The sequence below is a fragment of the Pseudomonas sp. FEN genome (genome assembly GCF_904067045.1).
In the GTDB taxonomy this organism is placed as follows: Bacteria; Pseudomonadota; Gammaproteobacteria; order Pseudomonadales; family Pseudomonadaceae; genus Aquipseudomonas.
On record NZ_CAJFDC010000010.1, the window covers coordinates 483,711 to 499,886 of the forward strand.

The 16,176-nt window shown below is 61.2% G+C and carries 16 protein-coding genes and 1 pseudogene; 15 read left to right on the plus strand and 2 right to left on the minus strand.

The window, feature by feature from the left end; translation table 11 throughout:
- The first annotated feature begins 8 nt into the window (after positions 1 to 8).
- The 8 genes from PFEN_RS10940 (at position 9) to PFEN_RS10975 (ending at position 7,920) form a co-directional block, all read left to right on the plus strand.
- Positions 9 to 1,499: an aldehyde dehydrogenase family protein gene (locus tag PFEN_RS10940; RefSeq protein WP_191486843.1), complete on the plus strand. Its 1,491-nt coding sequence runs from the start codon at positions 9 to 11 to the stop codon at positions 1,497 to 1,499.
- A 26-nt stretch (positions 1,500 to 1,525) separates the two neighbouring features.
- Positions 1,526 to 2,320, plus strand: a complete 795-nt coding sequence (locus tag PFEN_RS10945; RefSeq protein WP_191486844.1) for an SDR family NAD(P)-dependent oxidoreductase — start codon at positions 1,526 to 1,528, stop codon at positions 2,318 to 2,320.
- 12 nt (positions 2,321 to 2,332) lie between these two features.
- A complete protein-coding gene (locus PFEN_RS10950) occupies positions 2,333 to 3,373 on the plus strand; it encodes a WD40/YVTN/BNR-like repeat-containing protein (protein WP_191486845.1) in 1,041 nt (346 codons plus the stop codon).
- 11 nt (positions 3,374 to 3,384) lie between these two features.
- Entirely contained in the window at positions 3,385 to 3,843 is a 459-nt protein-coding gene (locus PFEN_RS10955; RefSeq protein ID WP_191486846.1) for a VOC family protein, read from the plus strand.
- A gap of 10 nt (positions 3,844 to 3,853) precedes the next feature.
- The gene (locus PFEN_RS10960) at positions 3,854 to 4,456 is read left to right on the plus strand and encodes an amino acid synthesis family protein (protein ID WP_191486847.1); all 603 of its coding nucleotides are present in this window, start codon (positions 3,854 to 3,856) and stop codon (positions 4,454 to 4,456) included.
- 62 nt (positions 4,457 to 4,518) lie between these two features.
- Positions 4,519 to 6,126: a bifunctional 3-(3-hydroxy-phenyl)propionate/3-hydroxycinnamic acid hydroxylase gene (locus tag PFEN_RS10965; RefSeq protein WP_191486848.1), complete on the plus strand. Its 1,608-nt coding sequence runs from the start codon at positions 4,519 to 4,521 to the stop codon at positions 6,124 to 6,126.
- Positions 6,123 to 6,902, plus strand: coding sequence for a 2-keto-4-pentenoate hydratase (locus PFEN_RS10970; protein WP_191486849.1), 780 nt, complete (start codon positions 6,123 to 6,125; stop codon positions 6,900 to 6,902). Before PFEN_RS10965 ends, PFEN_RS10970 begins: the two co-directional genes overlap by 4 nt.
- Before the next feature lie 76 nt (positions 6,903 to 6,978).
- The gene (locus tag PFEN_RS10975) at positions 6,979 to 7,920 is read left to right on the plus strand and encodes a helix-turn-helix domain-containing protein (protein ID WP_191486850.1); all 942 of its coding nucleotides are present in this window, start codon (positions 6,979 to 6,981) and stop codon (positions 7,918 to 7,920) included.
- A gap of 22 nt (positions 7,921 to 7,942) precedes the next feature.
- Here PFEN_RS10975 and PFEN_RS10980 read toward each other — a convergent pair whose 3' ends face one another.
- Entirely contained in the window at positions 7,943 to 8,770 is an 828-nt protein-coding gene (locus PFEN_RS10980; protein ID WP_191486851.1) for an AraC family transcriptional regulator, read from the minus strand.
- Between the two features lie 186 nt (positions 8,771 to 8,956).
- Between PFEN_RS10980 and PFEN_RS10985 the strand changes: the two genes are divergently transcribed.
- From PFEN_RS10985 to PFEN_RS11010, 6 genes and pseudogenes are all read left to right on the plus strand, one after another.
- The gene (locus tag PFEN_RS10985) at positions 8,957 to 10,096 is read left to right on the plus strand and encodes a tyramine oxidase subunit B (RefSeq protein ID WP_191486852.1); all 1,140 of its coding nucleotides are present in this window, start codon (positions 8,957 to 8,959) and stop codon (positions 10,094 to 10,096) included.
- A gap of 34 nt (positions 10,097 to 10,130) precedes the next feature.
- On the plus strand, positions 10,131 to 10,553 hold the full coding sequence (locus tag PFEN_RS10990) for a RidA family protein (RefSeq protein ID WP_191486853.1): 423 nt from the start codon (positions 10,131 to 10,133) through the stop codon (positions 10,551 to 10,553).
- Between the two features lie 57 nt (positions 10,554 to 10,610).
- Positions 10,611 to 11,902 (plus strand): annotated as a pseudogene (locus tag PFEN_RS10995) (NAD(P)/FAD-dependent oxidoreductase).
- 33 nt (positions 11,903 to 11,935) lie between these two features.
- Positions 11,936 to 12,784 (plus strand): alpha/beta fold hydrolase, encoded by an 849-nt coding sequence (locus PFEN_RS11000; protein WP_191486854.1) that lies wholly within the window; start codon positions 11,936 to 11,938, stop codon positions 12,782 to 12,784.
- A gap of 54 nt (positions 12,785 to 12,838) precedes the next feature.
- Positions 12,839 to 13,663, plus strand: coding sequence for an SDR family oxidoreductase (locus tag PFEN_RS11005; RefSeq protein WP_191486855.1), 825 nt, complete (start codon positions 12,839 to 12,841; stop codon positions 13,661 to 13,663).
- 56 nt (positions 13,664 to 13,719) lie between these two features.
- Positions 13,720 to 14,904 (plus strand): sugar transporter, encoded by a 1,185-nt coding sequence (locus PFEN_RS11010; RefSeq protein WP_191486856.1) that lies wholly within the window; start codon positions 13,720 to 13,722, stop codon positions 14,902 to 14,904.
- A gap of 61 nt (positions 14,905 to 14,965) precedes the next feature.
- Here the strand turns inward: PFEN_RS11010 and PFEN_RS30585 are convergent, their stop codons facing one another.
- Complete coding sequence (locus tag PFEN_RS30585; protein ID WP_224770942.1) at positions 14,966 to 15,175, minus strand: hypothetical protein; 210 nt, start codon at positions 15,173 to 15,175, stop codon at positions 14,966 to 14,968.
- A 221-nt stretch (positions 15,176 to 15,396) separates the two neighbouring features.
- On the opposite strand from PFEN_RS30585, the gene PFEN_RS11015 reads away from it, so the two are divergent.
- Positions 15,397 to 15,837, plus strand: a complete 441-nt coding sequence (locus tag PFEN_RS11015) for a GNAT family N-acetyltransferase (protein WP_191486857.1) — start codon at positions 15,397 to 15,399, stop codon at positions 15,835 to 15,837.
- Positions 15,838 to 16,176: the final 339 nt, after the last annotated feature.

The following is a 16,176-nucleotide window of genomic DNA, read 5'->3' on the forward strand; positions in this document are numbered from 1 at the left end:
AGTCGATGATGAAACAGTTCGAAGTGCTACCGGCTGTCCAGGCCTTTCTCTCCCAACCGGGCCGCTTGTTTATCGGCGGCAGTTGGCAGGATGCCGCCGCTGGCCGGCGGTTTGCAGTGGAAAACCCGGCTACCGAAGAAACCCTGAGCGAAGTCGCCCAGGGTGATGCGCGTGATGTCGATGCGGCTGTTGCAGCCGCTCGCTCGGCGTTCAACGGCGCCTGGGCGCTGCAATCACCCGCCCAGCGCGGCCTGCTGTTGTTCCGGCTGGCGGACCTGCTGGATCAACACCGCGAGGAACTGGCGCAGTTGATCACACTGGAGAACGGCAAGCCCATCGCCGCCGCTCGCGGTGAAGCGGCCAGTGCGGCGACCATCCTGCGTTACTTCGCCGGCTGGCCGACCAAGATCGAAGGCAGCACGCTGCCCGTATCGCCGGCCAGCGGTGCGCCCATGCTCAACTACACCTTGCGTGAGCCGGTGGGGGTATGTGCACTGATCGTGCCGTGGAACTTCCCGTTGAACATGTGCGTATGGAAGCTCGGCCCGGCGTTGGCGACCGGTTGTGTGGCGGTGCTCAAGCCCGCCGAGCAAACGCCGTTGGTGGCGATCCGACTGGTGCAGTTGATCGAGGCCGCCGGGTTTCCAGCCGGGGTGGTCAACCTGATCACCGGCCTTGGCGCTGAAACGGGCGCGCCACTGGCGCAGCATCCCGACGTGGACAAGATCGCCTTTACCGGCTCGACCCAGGTCGGCCGGCTGATCGCTCAGGCGGCGACCAGCAACATGAAAAAGGTCTCGCTGGAGCTGGGCGGCAAATCGCCGAACATCATCTTGCCAGACGCCGATATCGCGCGCGCCGCCAAAGGCGCCGCCGATGGCATCTTCTACAACCAGGGCCAGGTGTGTACCGCCGCCTCGCGTTTATACGTACATGCCAGCGTGCTTGATCAAGTGCTGGAAGAACTTCAGCGCCATGCCGCCGCCCACGTTCTCGGTAATGGTTTGGACCCGGCCAGCAGCATGGGCCCGCTGGTGTCCGGTCGCCAATTGAACACGGTCAAGGGCTACCTGCAACGGGGTCGGGAGGAGGGCGCCGAACTGATCTGCGGTGGCGACCGTCCCGCTCACCTGGAGCGTGGCCACTTCCTTGCACCCAGCGTGTTCCTTGATCGCGCCGAGCGTGCCTGTGTCGCCCGCGAAGAGATTTTCGGCCCGGTGCTGACCGTCATGAGCTGGACCGAAATCGACGACCTGGTGTTGCGCGCCAACGATTCGCCCTACGGCCTCGCGGCTGGCCTCTGGACCCGCGACCTGCGCTCGGCGCACCGCGTGGCGGCGCAGCTCAAGGCGGGCTCGGTCTGGATCAACTGCTGGAACGTGGTCGATGCGGCTTCGCCGTTCGGCGGTTACAAGCAATCCGGCTGGGGCCGGGAAATGGGTAAAAACGTGATCGATGCCTACACCGAAACCAAGAGCGTCTTCGTCGATCTGGCCTGAACCGAATAATCACAAGAGGAAATGCTATGGATCTGGAATTGAAAGGCCGCGTGGCGATCGTCACCGGCGGCGGTATGGGCATCGGCAAGGAAGTCGCACGTTTTCTGTCCGAGGAAGGCTGCAAGGTGGTGATCTGCGCACGCCGCATGGAGTTTCTCCAACAGGCTGCCGAAGAGATCAGCGCGCAGACCGGCAACGAAGTACTGCCACTGTACTGTGACACCAATCAGATGTCGGCCGTGTCCGACATGGTCGAAGCCGCGTACAGACACTTCGGCCGCATCGACATCCTGGTCAACGGTGCCGCCGCGCCGTCCGGGGTGGTGCGCAATGACATCGAGCATGCCGGCGACGACGAGTTGCTGTCGGACCTCAACACCAAGGTGATCGGCTACTTCCGCTGCGCCAAGGCCGTTACCCCGCATATGAAGGCCGGCGGCTTCGGTCGCATCATCAACATCGGCGGCCTCACCGGGCGCGCCAGCAAAGTGCTCTCGGGGATGCGCAACCTGGCGATCGCCCACATGACCAAAACCCTGTCCGACCAGTTGGGCCCTGCGGGCATCACGGTCAACCTGATTCACCCCGGCGTGGTTGACACCCCGCATATCCAGGAGCTGTACGAGCGCGAAGGGGTCAAGCAAGGCAAGACCTCGGAACAGGTTGAACAGGCCTACATCGACGCGACGCCCATTCGCCGCACCCTCGTACCTGTTGAAATAGGCTGGTTGATTGGTTTCCTGGCGTCGCCAAAGGCCGGCGCGGTGACCGGTGAATCCATCGGCATCGACGGCGGGTTGACCCGTGGCATCTATATCTGAGGAGCATCAGCGATGAGTAACGGAACCCTTTTGGTGGCCACCGTGGGGCAGGCGGTGATCCGCAGCGCCGACGATGGCCGTACCTGGCACCGCCTGGGCCTGGGGCAGGACCTGGAGTTCGACGCGATCACCCGCTCCTTGAGCGTGCACCCCGGCGCGCCGGAGGTGATCTACGCCGGCACGGACGTTGGTTTGTGCGTCAGCCGCGACACCGGCGGCCATTGGCAGCGGATCGATTCGCCGTTCAACGAGCAGACGGTGTGGAAAGTCGCTGTCGATCCGCAGGACGCCCAACGGATTTTCGTCGGCACTGGCGCACCGTCGCGCGCCGTACTGTGGCGGACCCTGGACGCTGGTCTCAGTTGGCAGCGTGCGCCGGTGGAAATTCCGGAGTTCTGCGAAGGGGTCAGCCGCCCACGCCTGCTGGCCTTCGCCTATGACCCGACGGACCGCGACCAGCTGTGGTTCGGCCTTGAGGAGGGCGGGCTGTTCCATTCCCGCGACGGTGGTGACAGCTGGACGCGGGTTGATGATCGGCTGTTGTGGGACTACAACTCGGACGTCCACAACATTCTGGTACTGCCCAATCATGGTCAGAAAGTCATCGTGGTGGTCTGCGTCAACGCCGTCTATCGCAGCCTGGATGAGGGGCTGACCTGGACCGGCATTATCGGTCGAGAAGCCTTCGGCCTGTACTACATGCGCGCCATGAACGCGCCCTTGGGCACGCAAAGCGACCTGTACCTGAGTATTTCCGATGGCACGCCGGGTACCACCAGCAAGATCCTGGTGTCCCATGATGCCGCGCTCAGCTGGGAGGTGCTGCCCTTGTCGCAACAGCCCAATTCCTGTGTCTGGGCCATTGCCTTCAACCCGGAAAACCCGCGACAGATTGTGGCGGGAACCAAGTATGGGCACTTGTTCACCTCCGAGAATGGCGGTGAAAGCTGGCAGAAACAATGGCGGGAATTCAGTGAGATCGCTGATGTGCTCTGGACCCCCGCAGTGGCGCAGATCAAGGCAGGGCACCAATCCATCGTCAAAAAACACTGAGGTATCACGCCATGAAAGTCGAGATCCTTCGTACCCACTTATCGCTCTGGGTAAGTGATCCTGATGTGTCGGCACGCTGGTACGCCGACATCCTGGGCATGCATGAAAGTGCCCGGGGCGAAAGCTGGGTCATGATGGCGTTTGGTGGCAAACATCACGACATCGCCTTGATCCGCGCGGAGCCCGGCGCCCATCAGGGCGGGCTGGGGTTGCAACACTACGGATTGGAAATCGCCGGGGACATGACCACCCTGCGCCAGCTCTACGGCATGTTGTTGGGCAAGGGGGTCGAGGTGGTGAAGATCACCGACCACGAAATCGGCAATGGCGTGTACTTCAACGACCCCGACGGGAATCGCATGGAGTTTTTTCTTGAGACCGAACACGACGATGCGCGCGGCAAGGCCCGGTTCAAGGCCGCTGGCGCGCCAAGCCGACATTTCAATCTAGACCCACTGGACCCACTTTGAGGCAACCCTGATGAAAATCGCGAACTTTGCGACGTATCACATCCGTAAATGGTACAGCTTTGTCGAAGAAACCCTGGCCAACGAAAGTGGCCAGTTGGCCGATGGCGAGCCGCTGTTCAAATATGCCGTCGCCGCCGTGATCGCCAACCCCTATGCCGGCCGTTACAGCGAGTCGCTGACAGAGCTGGTGGAACCGTCGCCGCTGTTGGGCGAAGAGTTTGGTCGGCGTATTCAGGCACTGGCCGGCTCGCGGGAGATTGTCAGTTACGGTAAAGCCTGCCTGGTGGGCAGCCAAGGCGAGTACGAACACGGCAACGCATTTCTGACCAACCCGGCCGCCGATCCAGTACGCGTGGCGCTGGGCGGTGGCAAATCCTGGGTGCCGTCCACCGGCAAACGTGGCGGCCCGGGTTCAACCATTGATGTGCCGCTGGCCCACAAGGATGCCCTGTATGTGCGCTCGCATTACGACAGCATGTCGCTGATGTTTGGCGACGGTCCCGCGCCGGATGAGGTGATCGTGATCTGGGCCTTCGCCACGCGCGGGCGTTTGCACGCGCGGCTGGGCGGCCTGCAGGCGGCGGACGTCAAAGGTATGGATGGGCTGCACTGATCGCAGGCGCATGGCCTTTGCGGCGCCGGATGAAAACCACAACAAGAAAGCGGTGAATAGCGATGAAGCAGGAGAAAACCCAGGTTGTCATTGTCGGCGGCGGGCCTAACGGGATCACGGCCGCGCACTATATGGGGATGTACGGTATCGACTGCATCGTCCTTGAGCTTGCCGACTGCATACTGCCTTATCCACGCGCGGTGGGCATGGATGACGAAGCCCTGCGCGTGCTGCAGGGCATCGGCATCGCCGAACTGGCCGTGCGCGACATGATCTGCGATGTACCGCTGCGCTATTACAATGCTCGCGGTGTGTGTTTCGCCGAGGTCAAGCCGAGTACCGCCCATTACGGCTGGCCCATGCGCAATATTTTCATGCAGCAACTGCTGGAGGGCACGCTCCGCGAAACCCTGGGGCAGCGCGCCAGCGTGGTGTTGCGCCAAGGCCATGAAATGCTCGAGCTTGAGCAGGACGGGCAGGGCGTGACCTTGCAGGTGCGCGATGCTCAAGGCGAGATCTATCAACTGCGGGCCGACTATGTGATTGGCGCCGATGGCGGCCGCTCCACCGTGCGTAAAAAGCTCGGGATCGAGTTACTGGGGCTGACCCACCCACGCAAATGGGTGGTGGTCGATACGGCCAATGACACCCTGGACGCGCCTTACACCGCACTGCATGCCGACCCGCAACGGCCCTTCGTGTGCATCTACCTGCCGTACCAGCAGCGTCGTTGGGAGTTCATGCTGATGGAGGGCGAGGATGAGGCGAAGATGTGCGAGGAAAGTACCATTCGTGATCTGATCCGTGGGCATATTGGCGACGCGGTCGACCAGTTGAACATCATCCGCATCCGCGCCTATACCCACCATTCCAGGGTCGCGGCGCGGTTTGTCCAAGGGCGTGTGGCGCTGGTCGGCGACGCCGCGCATATCTCGCCACCCTGGGCCGGGCAGGGCCTCAATTCCGGACTGCGGGACGTGGCCAATGTCGCTTGGAAGCTGGCGGCGATCGTCCAGGGGCGGGCCTCGCACGCGATCCTCGCCAGCTACGACCAGGAACGCCGCGGGCACGCCACCGAACTGGTGGCCCTGGCCGACAATATGGGCGCGGTATTGGGGCTGACCAACCCGCTGATGGCCGGCGTGCGCGACTGGCTGTTCCAGGCGGTGAACAGCGTCGATAACCTGCGCTCGCACCTGCTGGAGTTCAAATTCAAACCCAAGGCCACCATTACCAAGGGCCTGGTCCATCACGAACGTGCCGAATTGCGTGAGGATGATCTGGTCGGCCAGCTGTTTGTGCAGCCGTATATCGAAGATGCCCAGGGGCAGCGTCGACGTCTGGATGAAGTGCTGGGCGACTCCTATGCGGTGCTGGGGTATCGGGTGAACCCGCGCGAGCAACTCAGCGAGGAAATGGCCACGTATTGGGCACGCTGGGACACGCGTTTTATTCAGGTCAATCGTTCGCGCAGTGGCAGCGGCCGTCAGCAGCCCTTGACGGCCACGGACGCCATCAGCGTGGAGGACGTGGATAATCGCCTGGGCGAATGGTTCTCCAAGGTGCGCGACTGCATCGTGGTGGTGCGCCCGGATCGGTTTGTCGCCGCCATTACCACTCCGCAGAGGCTGGAAGGGGTACTGCGCAAGTTGGCGGAGCAACTCTCATGAACAGCGGCAATGCGCTGCTTGACCAGCTGCATCAGGCCACGCGCACGGCGCAAGCCATTGCGCCACTGGCCCCGGAGGCGATGGATCTGTTTGCCGGGTATGCGCTGCAGCGCCAGGCGCTGGACCGCCGCCAGGCCGCGGGCGAGCAACTGAGCGGCTGGAAGATTGCCTTTGCCGGTAGCGCCGCGCAAAAGCGCTTCGACCTTGACCAGCCGGTCTATGGCGGTCTCACGGATCGCATGTTGGTCAAGCCAAACACGGCGCTGACGCTCTCGCGATTGATCCAGCCCAAGCTGGAGATCGAAATGGCGATTGTGCTGGGGCGTACCCTGATGCCGGGTGACTACCGCGACGAGGATATTCTGGCCGCCATCGGCGAGGTCGCGCCGGCATTCGAGATCGCCGACTGCCGTTGGCGGGGCTGGAATTTCGGAGTGGGCGCCTTTCTTGCCGATAACGCGGCGGCGGGGCTTTATTGCCTCGGGCCGCGCATTCCTTTCGATCCGGTACGGCACGCCAGCGTGATGTATCGCCTGGAATGCGGAGGCGCGCTTTGCGGCCACGGGGATACCCAGGACCGAGAGGACAGCCCGCTGGCCAATTTCTGCTGGCTGATTCGGCGTCTGCTGGCCGACGGTCAACGGCTGGAGGCCGGGCAGGTCGTGCTGTCGGGGGCGCTGTTGCCGCCGATGAATATCCAGCCCACCACCTACCGCCTGCAGATGTTTGGCACGGAACTGGCTTTGGTTTTCACGGCGGACACCACCCCTGTGTGAATGCTAGCTGTCGTCATGGATGACCGAGTCCCTTTCAGGCCGATAAAAACAACGGGGCCACCGAGGAACGACGACCATGCTCGCTGAAGTTCGAACCTTCAATGACTCTCAACAACACGCCGGTTCCATCCAGGGCTGGCGGCAAGTGTATGACCAGCTCGGCCGTGGCTGCCTGACCAGTGAGCTACGGCAGCTATCCGCCGACCGCTTTCAAATTTTCCAGGAAATGCTCGACAAGCGCGTGGTGCAGCGCGGCTATGCGCCGAAAGGTCGGTTGTGCGCGGCCATGTCTTTAGGCAGCGCGCCGGTGGTGCAGGGGCAGCAGGTGGGGACTCACAGCGTGGTGCTGTTGCGCGACGCCGAGGAGTTTGTGCTGCATGCGCCTGAAGGCACGCACTTCTTCGCGCTCAACGTCGACACGGTACGCTTTGCCAAACTGGCGGCCTTCGAATTGTCCAGCGATCAGCTCAGGCGCCTGAAGACCACGTCTCAGCTCAGCGTGGATGACGCGTTGCTATTGCGAATACGCCAACGTATTCATCCGCTGTTTCGTCAGCTTTTGGAACAGACCGACGCTATCAGTCCCACTGCCGAGAAAATGCTGGAGAACGAACTGCTCAACGCGTTCCTCGATTTGTTCAGCCACGCCACCGATGAGGTTCGTTGTCGTCGCGGCAATTTCGCCGTGAGTGCTTACCTGGTCAAGCGCTGTCAGGAGTTGATCGATGCCAGTGGCGATACACCTCTGAGTATTCTCGATCTATGCGAACACCTGCGGGTGAGCCGCCGAACCCTGCAGAACAGTTTTCAGTCGGTGACCGGAATGCGTCCTGTCGAATACCTGCGCAATCTGCGCCTCAATGCGGTCCGCCGTCGTTTGATCGCAACCCCTGCCTGTGTCCAGAACGTCGGTGAGATTGCGGTGGCGATGGGCTTTTTTCATCTGAGCCACTTTGCCGCGCACTACCGGGAACTGTTTGGCGAGTCCCCGTCCGAAACGCTCAGAGCGATGCGTTGAAAGTCCATACACACAAGTGTGATCAGGCATAACTGATCCGGTCGGCATAGGCGTTCTGCGCCATTTTGCGTTGGTAGTCGCAGGGCGTGGTGCTGACCAGTTTCTTGAAGTCGCGCAGGAAGTGCGATTGGTCGGCAAAGCCCAGGTCGAGGGCCAACGCCGAAAACGAAACATCCTGTTGGGTATTGAGGGTTTCCAGGGCTGCCTGGCAGCGGATGATTCGGCAAAAGGTCTTGGGCGACATGCCAGTGTCCTGGCTGAACTGTCGGTGCAGCGTGCGGCTGGTGTAGCCGCTGAGATCTTCCAGTTGCCGAATCCGGATATCACCGCGATGGCGCAGCGCCTGCTGAATGACCATGGCCGTAAGGGTTGACGTTTTACCCATCAGGCGCGGGGCCAGGTAGTCGTTGAACAGCCGCATTTGCTCGCCCAACTGCGGTGCCTGAACGATACTTTCGAAGATGCGCTGGGCAAACCCCGAGACCTCCAGCAGGTCGAGCTCCCGTTCGGTCAATTCCTCGGCCAGCACATTGATGAAACCGGGAATGACACCCGGTGAAAAGCGCACGCCAAAGTAGTGATGGTTCTGGTGCAACTCGACCGCCTGGGCGGCCAGCGGTGTGCCACAGATCCTGGCGGTAGGGCGCGTCGCATCACAGTCGAAAACAATGTCCACGCAACCGTCCGGCACGGCCAGCAGGTTGGTCGATTGCGCCACATCGAAGGCATAGAAATGCGAGATCGCCGGGTGCTCGGAGGGCATGACCGAATACCGTGAAGAATTGAGCACGAACCAGGGCTGTTCGTTCGCCGTGTGCTGCCGGGGAGTCGGCGCGCGCTGTTTGATCATGGTTGCACCTTGGATGGGCAGCGATACGGGAATCTTTACGCATTAATCGCGCCAACTCCCTCGGTGCCGCCCGACCGCGCATGTCCGAAATCTACAATACCGCCGAAAACCGCCGCCTGATACTCGACATCGATAGCGTGGAGCTGCGCCTACCGCAGCGATATCACCTTCAGTCCGAGAATAACTATGTCTACAAATACAAAAATCGACTTCATCTACCTTTCCGAGCAGGACATGATCCGCGCGGGCGTGACCGACATGCTGGCGTGCGTGAATACGATGGAGGAGATGTTCGGCTTGCTGTACGCCGGCGACTACCGCATGGCCGGCCCGAACAATGACTCCCATGGCGCGATGGTCATCTTCCCGCAGGATTCGCCCTTCCCGAACATGCCCAAGCCCACGGCCGACCGACGCATGATGGCCATGCCCGCCTACCTGGGCGGCAGCTTTTGCACCGCGGGCGTGAAGTGGTACGGCTCCAATATCGCCAACCGCGAAAAAGGCCTGCCGCGCTCGATTTTGATGTTCACCCTCAACGACCCCGACACTGGCGCACCCTTGGCCCATATGTCGGCCAACCTGCTGTCCGCGTACCGCACCGGTGCGATTCCCGGCGTGGGCGCGCGTCACCTGGCACGCAAGGACTCGAAGGTCGTCGGCCTGCTGGGCCCGGGCGTAATGGGCAAGACCACGCTGGCGGCGTTCATCGCGGTATGCCCGCATCTCGACACGCTGAAGATCAAAGGTCGTGGTCAGAAGAGCCTCGATGACTTTATCGCCTGGGTAAAAGAAACCTACCCACAAATCACCACGATAAAAGTGGTCGACACCCTTGAAGAGGTGGTCCGCGACTCGGACCTTGTTACTTATTGTAGCTCCGGCGAGGTGGGTGACCCCTCGAACTACCCAATTGTGAAGCGCGAATGGGTCAAGCCGGGCGCGTTCCTGGCGATGCCTGCGTCCTGCTCCCTCGACGAGGGAATGGAACAGCCCGACGTGCGCAAGGTGCTGGACAACACCGGTCTCTACCAAGCCTGGTTTGAAGAGTTGCCCAAGCCCGCGCATCACAATGTGCCAGTGATCGGCGTGCGTTTCATGGACATGATCGCCGAAGGCAAGATGCGCCTCGAAGACGTCGAGGACATCGGCAAGATCATTGCCGGGGCGGCGCCAGGTCGTAAGTCCGACGAAGAAATCATCATCATGTCGGTGGGTGGCATGCCCGTGGAAGACGTGGCCTGGGGCACGGTCGTATACCGCAACGCCATCGAAAAAGGCATCGGCGTCACCTTGAACCTGTGGGAAACCCCGGTGCTGCGTTAAGCCACCCAATACTTACTTTGACAAGGCATTCGACATGACAAGAATCATCAAGCTCAAGACCGGCTCTCCGTTTGAAGATCAGGCCAGCTATTCGCGCCTGGTGGTCGTGGACAATTGGATCTACGTCTCCAACACCGCGGGCCGCAACCCGCAAACCAAGTTGATCGCGGAAGATATCCTCGAGCAGACGCAGCAGGTATTCGCCAACATCGAAGCGGCCTTGGCGGCGGTCGATGCGAGCCTGGCGGATGTGGTGTGTTCGCGGGTGTTCATCCAGGACCCGAAGGACGTGCCGGCCGTGATGAACATGATCGGCGAAAAGTTTCGCGGCATCGACCCGGCCAGTACCGTCACCTGCCCGCCGCTGGGCTCGACGGTCTACAAGGTGGAACTGGAAGTGACGGCGTATCGCAATGCGTCGAAAGCGCAAGTCGAAGTCATTCGCCTGTCACAGTAACCGCCACGCGGCCGTGCGCAAGCGCGGTCGACTTCATTCGCTTACCGAGTCTTGAACATGGCACCGACTATAGCGCCTGTGAAAACGTCCACCGTGCTTCCCTATGCGACTTCCGTCGTCATCATTGGCGGCGGGATTATCGGCCTGACCGCCGCGCTGACACTGGCCGAACGCAATATCTCGGTGGTAGTGCTGGAAAAAGGCCAGATTGCCGGCGAGCAGTCATCACGCAACCTGGGCTGGGTACGCAAGACCAGCCGCCACGCGGCCGACATCCCGCTGGCGCTCGCGGCGGATCGCTTGTGGGCGCAGATGTCCGAGCGGGTCGGGGCGGATGTCGGGTATCGCCAGAAAGGCATCATGTTCGTCGGCCGCACCCCATCGCAGATGGCGCTGCATGAGGGATGGCTGAAGTCGGTGGAGCATCTGTCGTTGGATTCACGGTTGCTCAGCAAGCGCGAGATTGAAGCGCTGGTGCCAGGCGGCGTGGGGGACTGGGCCGGCGGCATCTTCACGCCGTCCGATGCGCGCGCCGAACCGACGCTGGCCAGCAGCGCCATCGCCAAGGCGGCCATGTCCATGGGCGTGGTGATTATGGAACAGTGCGCGGTACGGACCCTGCAGATGTCCGCCGGAGCGGTCAGTGGCGTGGTCACGGAGAAAGGTGAGATTCGCTGCGATCATGTGTTGCTTGCGGGGGAATGTGGTCACGGCGCTTTCTCGGCAACCTCGGCGTGTCGTTGCCGACCTTGCCTTTGACCTGCTCGGTGCTACGTACCCAGCCAATGGAGGGGCCGACGCAGATTGCGGTCGGCGCGCCGGACTTTTCGTTTCGCAAGCACCAGGATGGTGGCTTCATCATTACCCAGCGCGGCAAACTGGATGCCTTCCTGACCCTCGATCACCTGTTGCTCGCCAGGCAATACATGCCGCAGTTCCGTGCGCAGCGCAGCGTCCTCAACGTATCGCTGGGCCAGCCTTTTCTCCGCGACCTGGCGCTTGCCCGGCGTTGGCGTGCCGACAGCATCAGCCCGTTCGAACGTGTCAGGATGCAAGACCCGGCCGCCAACCCGCGGCTCAATAACGACGCGATGAACAACCTCATGGCGGCCTGGCCGGTTTTCAAACAGGCGCGGATCGCCCAGGCCTGGGCCGGCACTATCGACGTCACGCCGGATTCCAATCCGGTCATTGGGCCGGTCGCGCGGATTCCGGGGCTGACCGTGGCCACCGGCTTCTCGGGGCACGGTTTTGGCACGTCGCCAGCGGCGGGTCACCTTGCAGCGGATCTTGTCAGTGGGCATACGCCAATCATTGACCCAAGCCCTTATCGCTTCGATCGTTTCTAGATCGGCCGGCGCCCTGCACACAGGAACAAACCGATGACTTCTGACAGCTGTTTCTTTACCAATCGCTCAGGCTTGCGCCTGCATTTCTTGCGCTGGGGCGAATCGACCGGCGTGCCCCTGGTGCTGTTACATGGCTTGCGCGCCTATGCACAGACCTGGGAGTCGCTGGTGCAGTCGTTGGGGCCGGGCTATTGCATCCATGCCCTGGACCAGCGTGGTCGAGGGCTGAGTGACTGGGCCGCGCCCGCCAGTTACCACACGCAGTCGTATGTCGAGGACCTCGAGGACTTTGTCGCCCATGTCGGCTTGTCGCGGTTTGTATTGCTGGGGCACTCATTAGGCGGCGCCAACGCCCTTGAATATGCGCGGCAGCACCCGGGACGACTGCTGGGATTGATGATCGAAGACATCGGGCCCGGCTCCTCAAGCCAGGGCGATGGCGCCGCGCGGATTCGTCGCGAGATGAGCCAAACGCCGTTGCAGTTCGATAGCTGGGACGCGGCTCGCGCATTCTGGCGGGCTTCGCGCCCGGGGTTGTCGGAGCAGGGCCTGGCGTCAAGGCTGGTTCATTCGATGAAAGAGCACGACGGCGTGATCACCTGGCGCCATGACCAGCAGGGTATTGCCGAGGCGCGCCTGAGTATCGAGCCGACGGACCTGTGGCCAGCGGTGCGCGCGTTGGATTGCCCGACCCTGTTTATTCGCGGTGGCCGCTCGGACTTCCTGCCGCCCGCGATGTTACAGGCCATGAGTACCAGCAACCCGCACGTTCGGACGGTGGAGGTCGCTGACGCGAGTCACTATGTGCATGATGATCAAGGCGAGGCGTTCAATGCGCTGGTTGCAGACTTTCTCGACAGCCTGGCGCTGCCGGGTCAATGATGCTTGTCTATGTTTCTAGTCCGGTAACATTTTTTCCCTTTCTGGAAGCATATCATGAGCAAAACCTGGTTTATCACCGGAACATCGGCCGGCCTCGGCCGTCTTCTCACTGAACGCCTGTTGGAACGCGGTGACCGGGTTGTCGCGACCCTGCGGCGGCCAGGCGTGCTGGACGAATTGCTCGTACGCCACGGCGACAAGCTGCAGGTGCTGACGCTCGATGTGACGGATACCCGGGCCGTGGGGATCGTCATGGCGGACGCTTTCGCGCGGATGGGGCGCATCGACGTGGTGGTCAGTAACGCCGGTTATGGCCTGTTCGGAGCTGCGGAAGAAGTCAGTCACGCACAGATCGAGCAGCAGATCGCGACGAATCTCATCGGGTCCATCGAGCTCATTCGCGCAGCCTTGCCACACCTGCGCCAGCAAGGCGGTGGACGTATCGTGCAGATTTCATCGGAGGGCGGCCAGATCGCCTACCCGAACTTCAGCCTGTATCACGCTACCAAATGGGGCATCGAAGGTTTCATCGAATCGGTTCGCCAGGAGGTTGAACCATTCGGAATCGACTTCCTGATCATCGAGCCTGGACCGACCAGGACCAATTTCGGCGCGGGTCTTGTCCACGCCACGCCGATGCCGGTCTATGACGACACCCCGGCGGGTGCTGTGCGTCGGAGCGTGTCGGACGGAAATTTCGCCATCAAGGGCGACGCGGACAAGACCGTCGCCGCCATGATCGCCGCAAGCGATCAGGACCGGCCGCCTTTGCGACTGGCCTTGGGCAGTTCGGCCTACCACTCCATCAGGGCCGCGCTTGCTGAGCGTCTCGGGGCGATCGAAGCCCAGCGGGAACTGGCGTTTTCGGCGGACGCCTGATATGTTCAAATGACACTTCTCGCGCGTCGCTGCCTCGGCTGTCGACTGATGTCCAAATGAGTTCCCCTGCAACTGAAAACACCGACAACTGGCAACCGGTCATTGCGCTGGCGTTGGCCGCCTTTGTCTTCAATACCACCGAATTCGTGCCGGTTGGCCTGTTGAGTGCCATCGGCGACAGCTTCGACCTGTCGAGTGCACAGGTCGGGTTGATGCTGACGATCTATGCCTGGGTGGTGTCCCTGACCTCTCTGCCGGTGATGCTGCTCACCCGAAACATCGAGCGGCGCAAGCTGTTGATGGTGCTGTTCGGCCTGTTCATTGTCAGCCATGTGCTGTCCAGCCTGGCCACAAGCTTCGGTGTTCTGTTGGTGAGTCGGATCGGGATCGCCTTGTCCCATGCGCTGTTCTGGTCCATCACGGCCTCCCTCGCGGTGCGGGTGGCACCGGCGGGCAAGCAGGTACAGGCGCTGGGCCTGCTGGCAACCGGGACGTCCATGGCGTTGGTGCTGGGGATTCCGCTGGGCCGATTGCTGGGCGAAGCCATGGGCTGGCGTATCACCTTTCTGGTGATTGCATTGATGGCGGGCGTCCTGGTGCTCTGGCTTGGCAGAAGCCTGCCGCTGTTGCCGAGCCAGAACTCGGGCTCCCTGAGAAGCCTGCCCGTGCTGTTCGGGCGCCCCGCGCTGGTGGCGGTCTATGGCCTGACAGTTGCGGTGATCACGGCTCAGTTCACGGCCTATAGTTATATCGAGCCGTTCATCAAAACCGTGGCTGGCATGAGCGGCGAGGTGGTGACCCTTATCCTGCTGTTGTTCGGTGGCGCGGGGATTTTCGGGTCGTTGCTGTTCAGTCGATTCAATCGACAATACCCGCAGCACTTTCTGCTGGTGGTGACCTCATTGCTGGTGGCGTGCCTGGCGTTGCTGTTGCCATTGAGCGGCGAGGTGTCGACGCTGGGGGCGCTCAGCGTGTTCTGGGGCATGGCGATCATGGGCTTCGGGCTGTCGTTGCAATCGAAGGTGCTGGTGCTGGCGCCGGACGCAACCGATGTGGCGATGGCGCTGTTCTCGGGGATCTACAATATCGGTATCGGTGGCGGAGCGCTGGTGGGCAGTTGGGTGGGGCGGCAACTCGGGTTTGCCTATGTCGGCGTGGTGGGCGGCGCGTTGGCGGGCCTGGCGTTGGCATTCTATGGCTTCTCGGTTTATCGCGCGGGCCGGACTGGGGCGGGGAGCTGAGTCCTGTCATCGGTGCGCGAATAAAGGGCCGATCTATTTTCTGTTGCGCGTCTCTGGCCGTCTAATGAAGCGTCACAACCCTGCGACTCTCACCGATTCGGATCCTGTCCAACGCCCGGTTTAACGCGTCCAGGGCATCGAGGAGTGCTTTGGCCTCGGTCTCCCTGCCATCCCCCCACAGACGTTCAGCCATTTTGTTCAGGGCCTGGATGGATCTTTCGATATCGGCAGCCGTTGTTGTCGAGGTACTCGCCGGTGTTGTCTTTGGCATTTTTAGAACCTCAACTGTTAGGGGCAGACTTATTGATCATGGCAGGGTTTCTCCTGAAAACCTGCTCTGTCCATATCACTCAGGAGCAGGATTTCCGTTCATCGCCTTCCAGGCATAGGAGAATACACGCGCTTGCCAATGCAGCGCGTGAGTGAGATCGCCGATCTTGTTGTCATATCGGTGGGTGCCTGCTTAATCAAAACTGTGCGAAGGAGAAAACGATGACCTTACGGATCGAGATAAAAGAAGCGCCTCTAGAGGCCGATTACCAGGCAATTCTGGCACCGTTGAGCGAATACAACCAGGCACAAACCGGACTGGCGGGTGCCGAAAAATTTGCGATCTTGATCAAGGATGAAACGGGTAACACCCAGGGTGGTTTACACGCCAAGATTTTCGGGCAGTGGCTATTCGTCGAATTGCTTGTCGTACCTGAAATCGCCCGAGGGCAGGGAATGGGCTCGAAGTTGATGAGCATGGCGCAAACGCTGGCTCGTGAGAAAGGCTGCCAAGGTATTTGGCTGGATACCTTCTCCTTTCAAGCGCCGGACTTTTACCTCCGGCTTGGCTTCAGCGTATTCGGCGAGCTCAAGGATTACCCGATCGCCGGGCACAACCGATTTTTTATGCAAAAGCGTTTTGATATGCATCGCTCGGCATGAGCAGATTAGATCTGCTCCGAAAGCGCAGACGCTCTGCTTCACCTCACTGCCACGGTCTAAGCACTGCCGCCACGATGCCATGGCACTGACCCTCTTTTTTCGGGGAGTGACGCCTCTTCGGATGCCGCTTAATTGGCACGGTGCGGCCGCGACCACCGCTATGTCTCACCTTGCGGTTACCGAAATGCTCGATGGCAAGAATGTCAAGTGGATGGAGCCGGTGACAGATGAGCAATATCACGCTGGCCCACTTGTCACAGATTGAATAGTGCGATCCATGTAGGAGCATATTGCTCGCGCTGTAATACAGAGCGCACGCATCAACGACAGCCCGTGTTG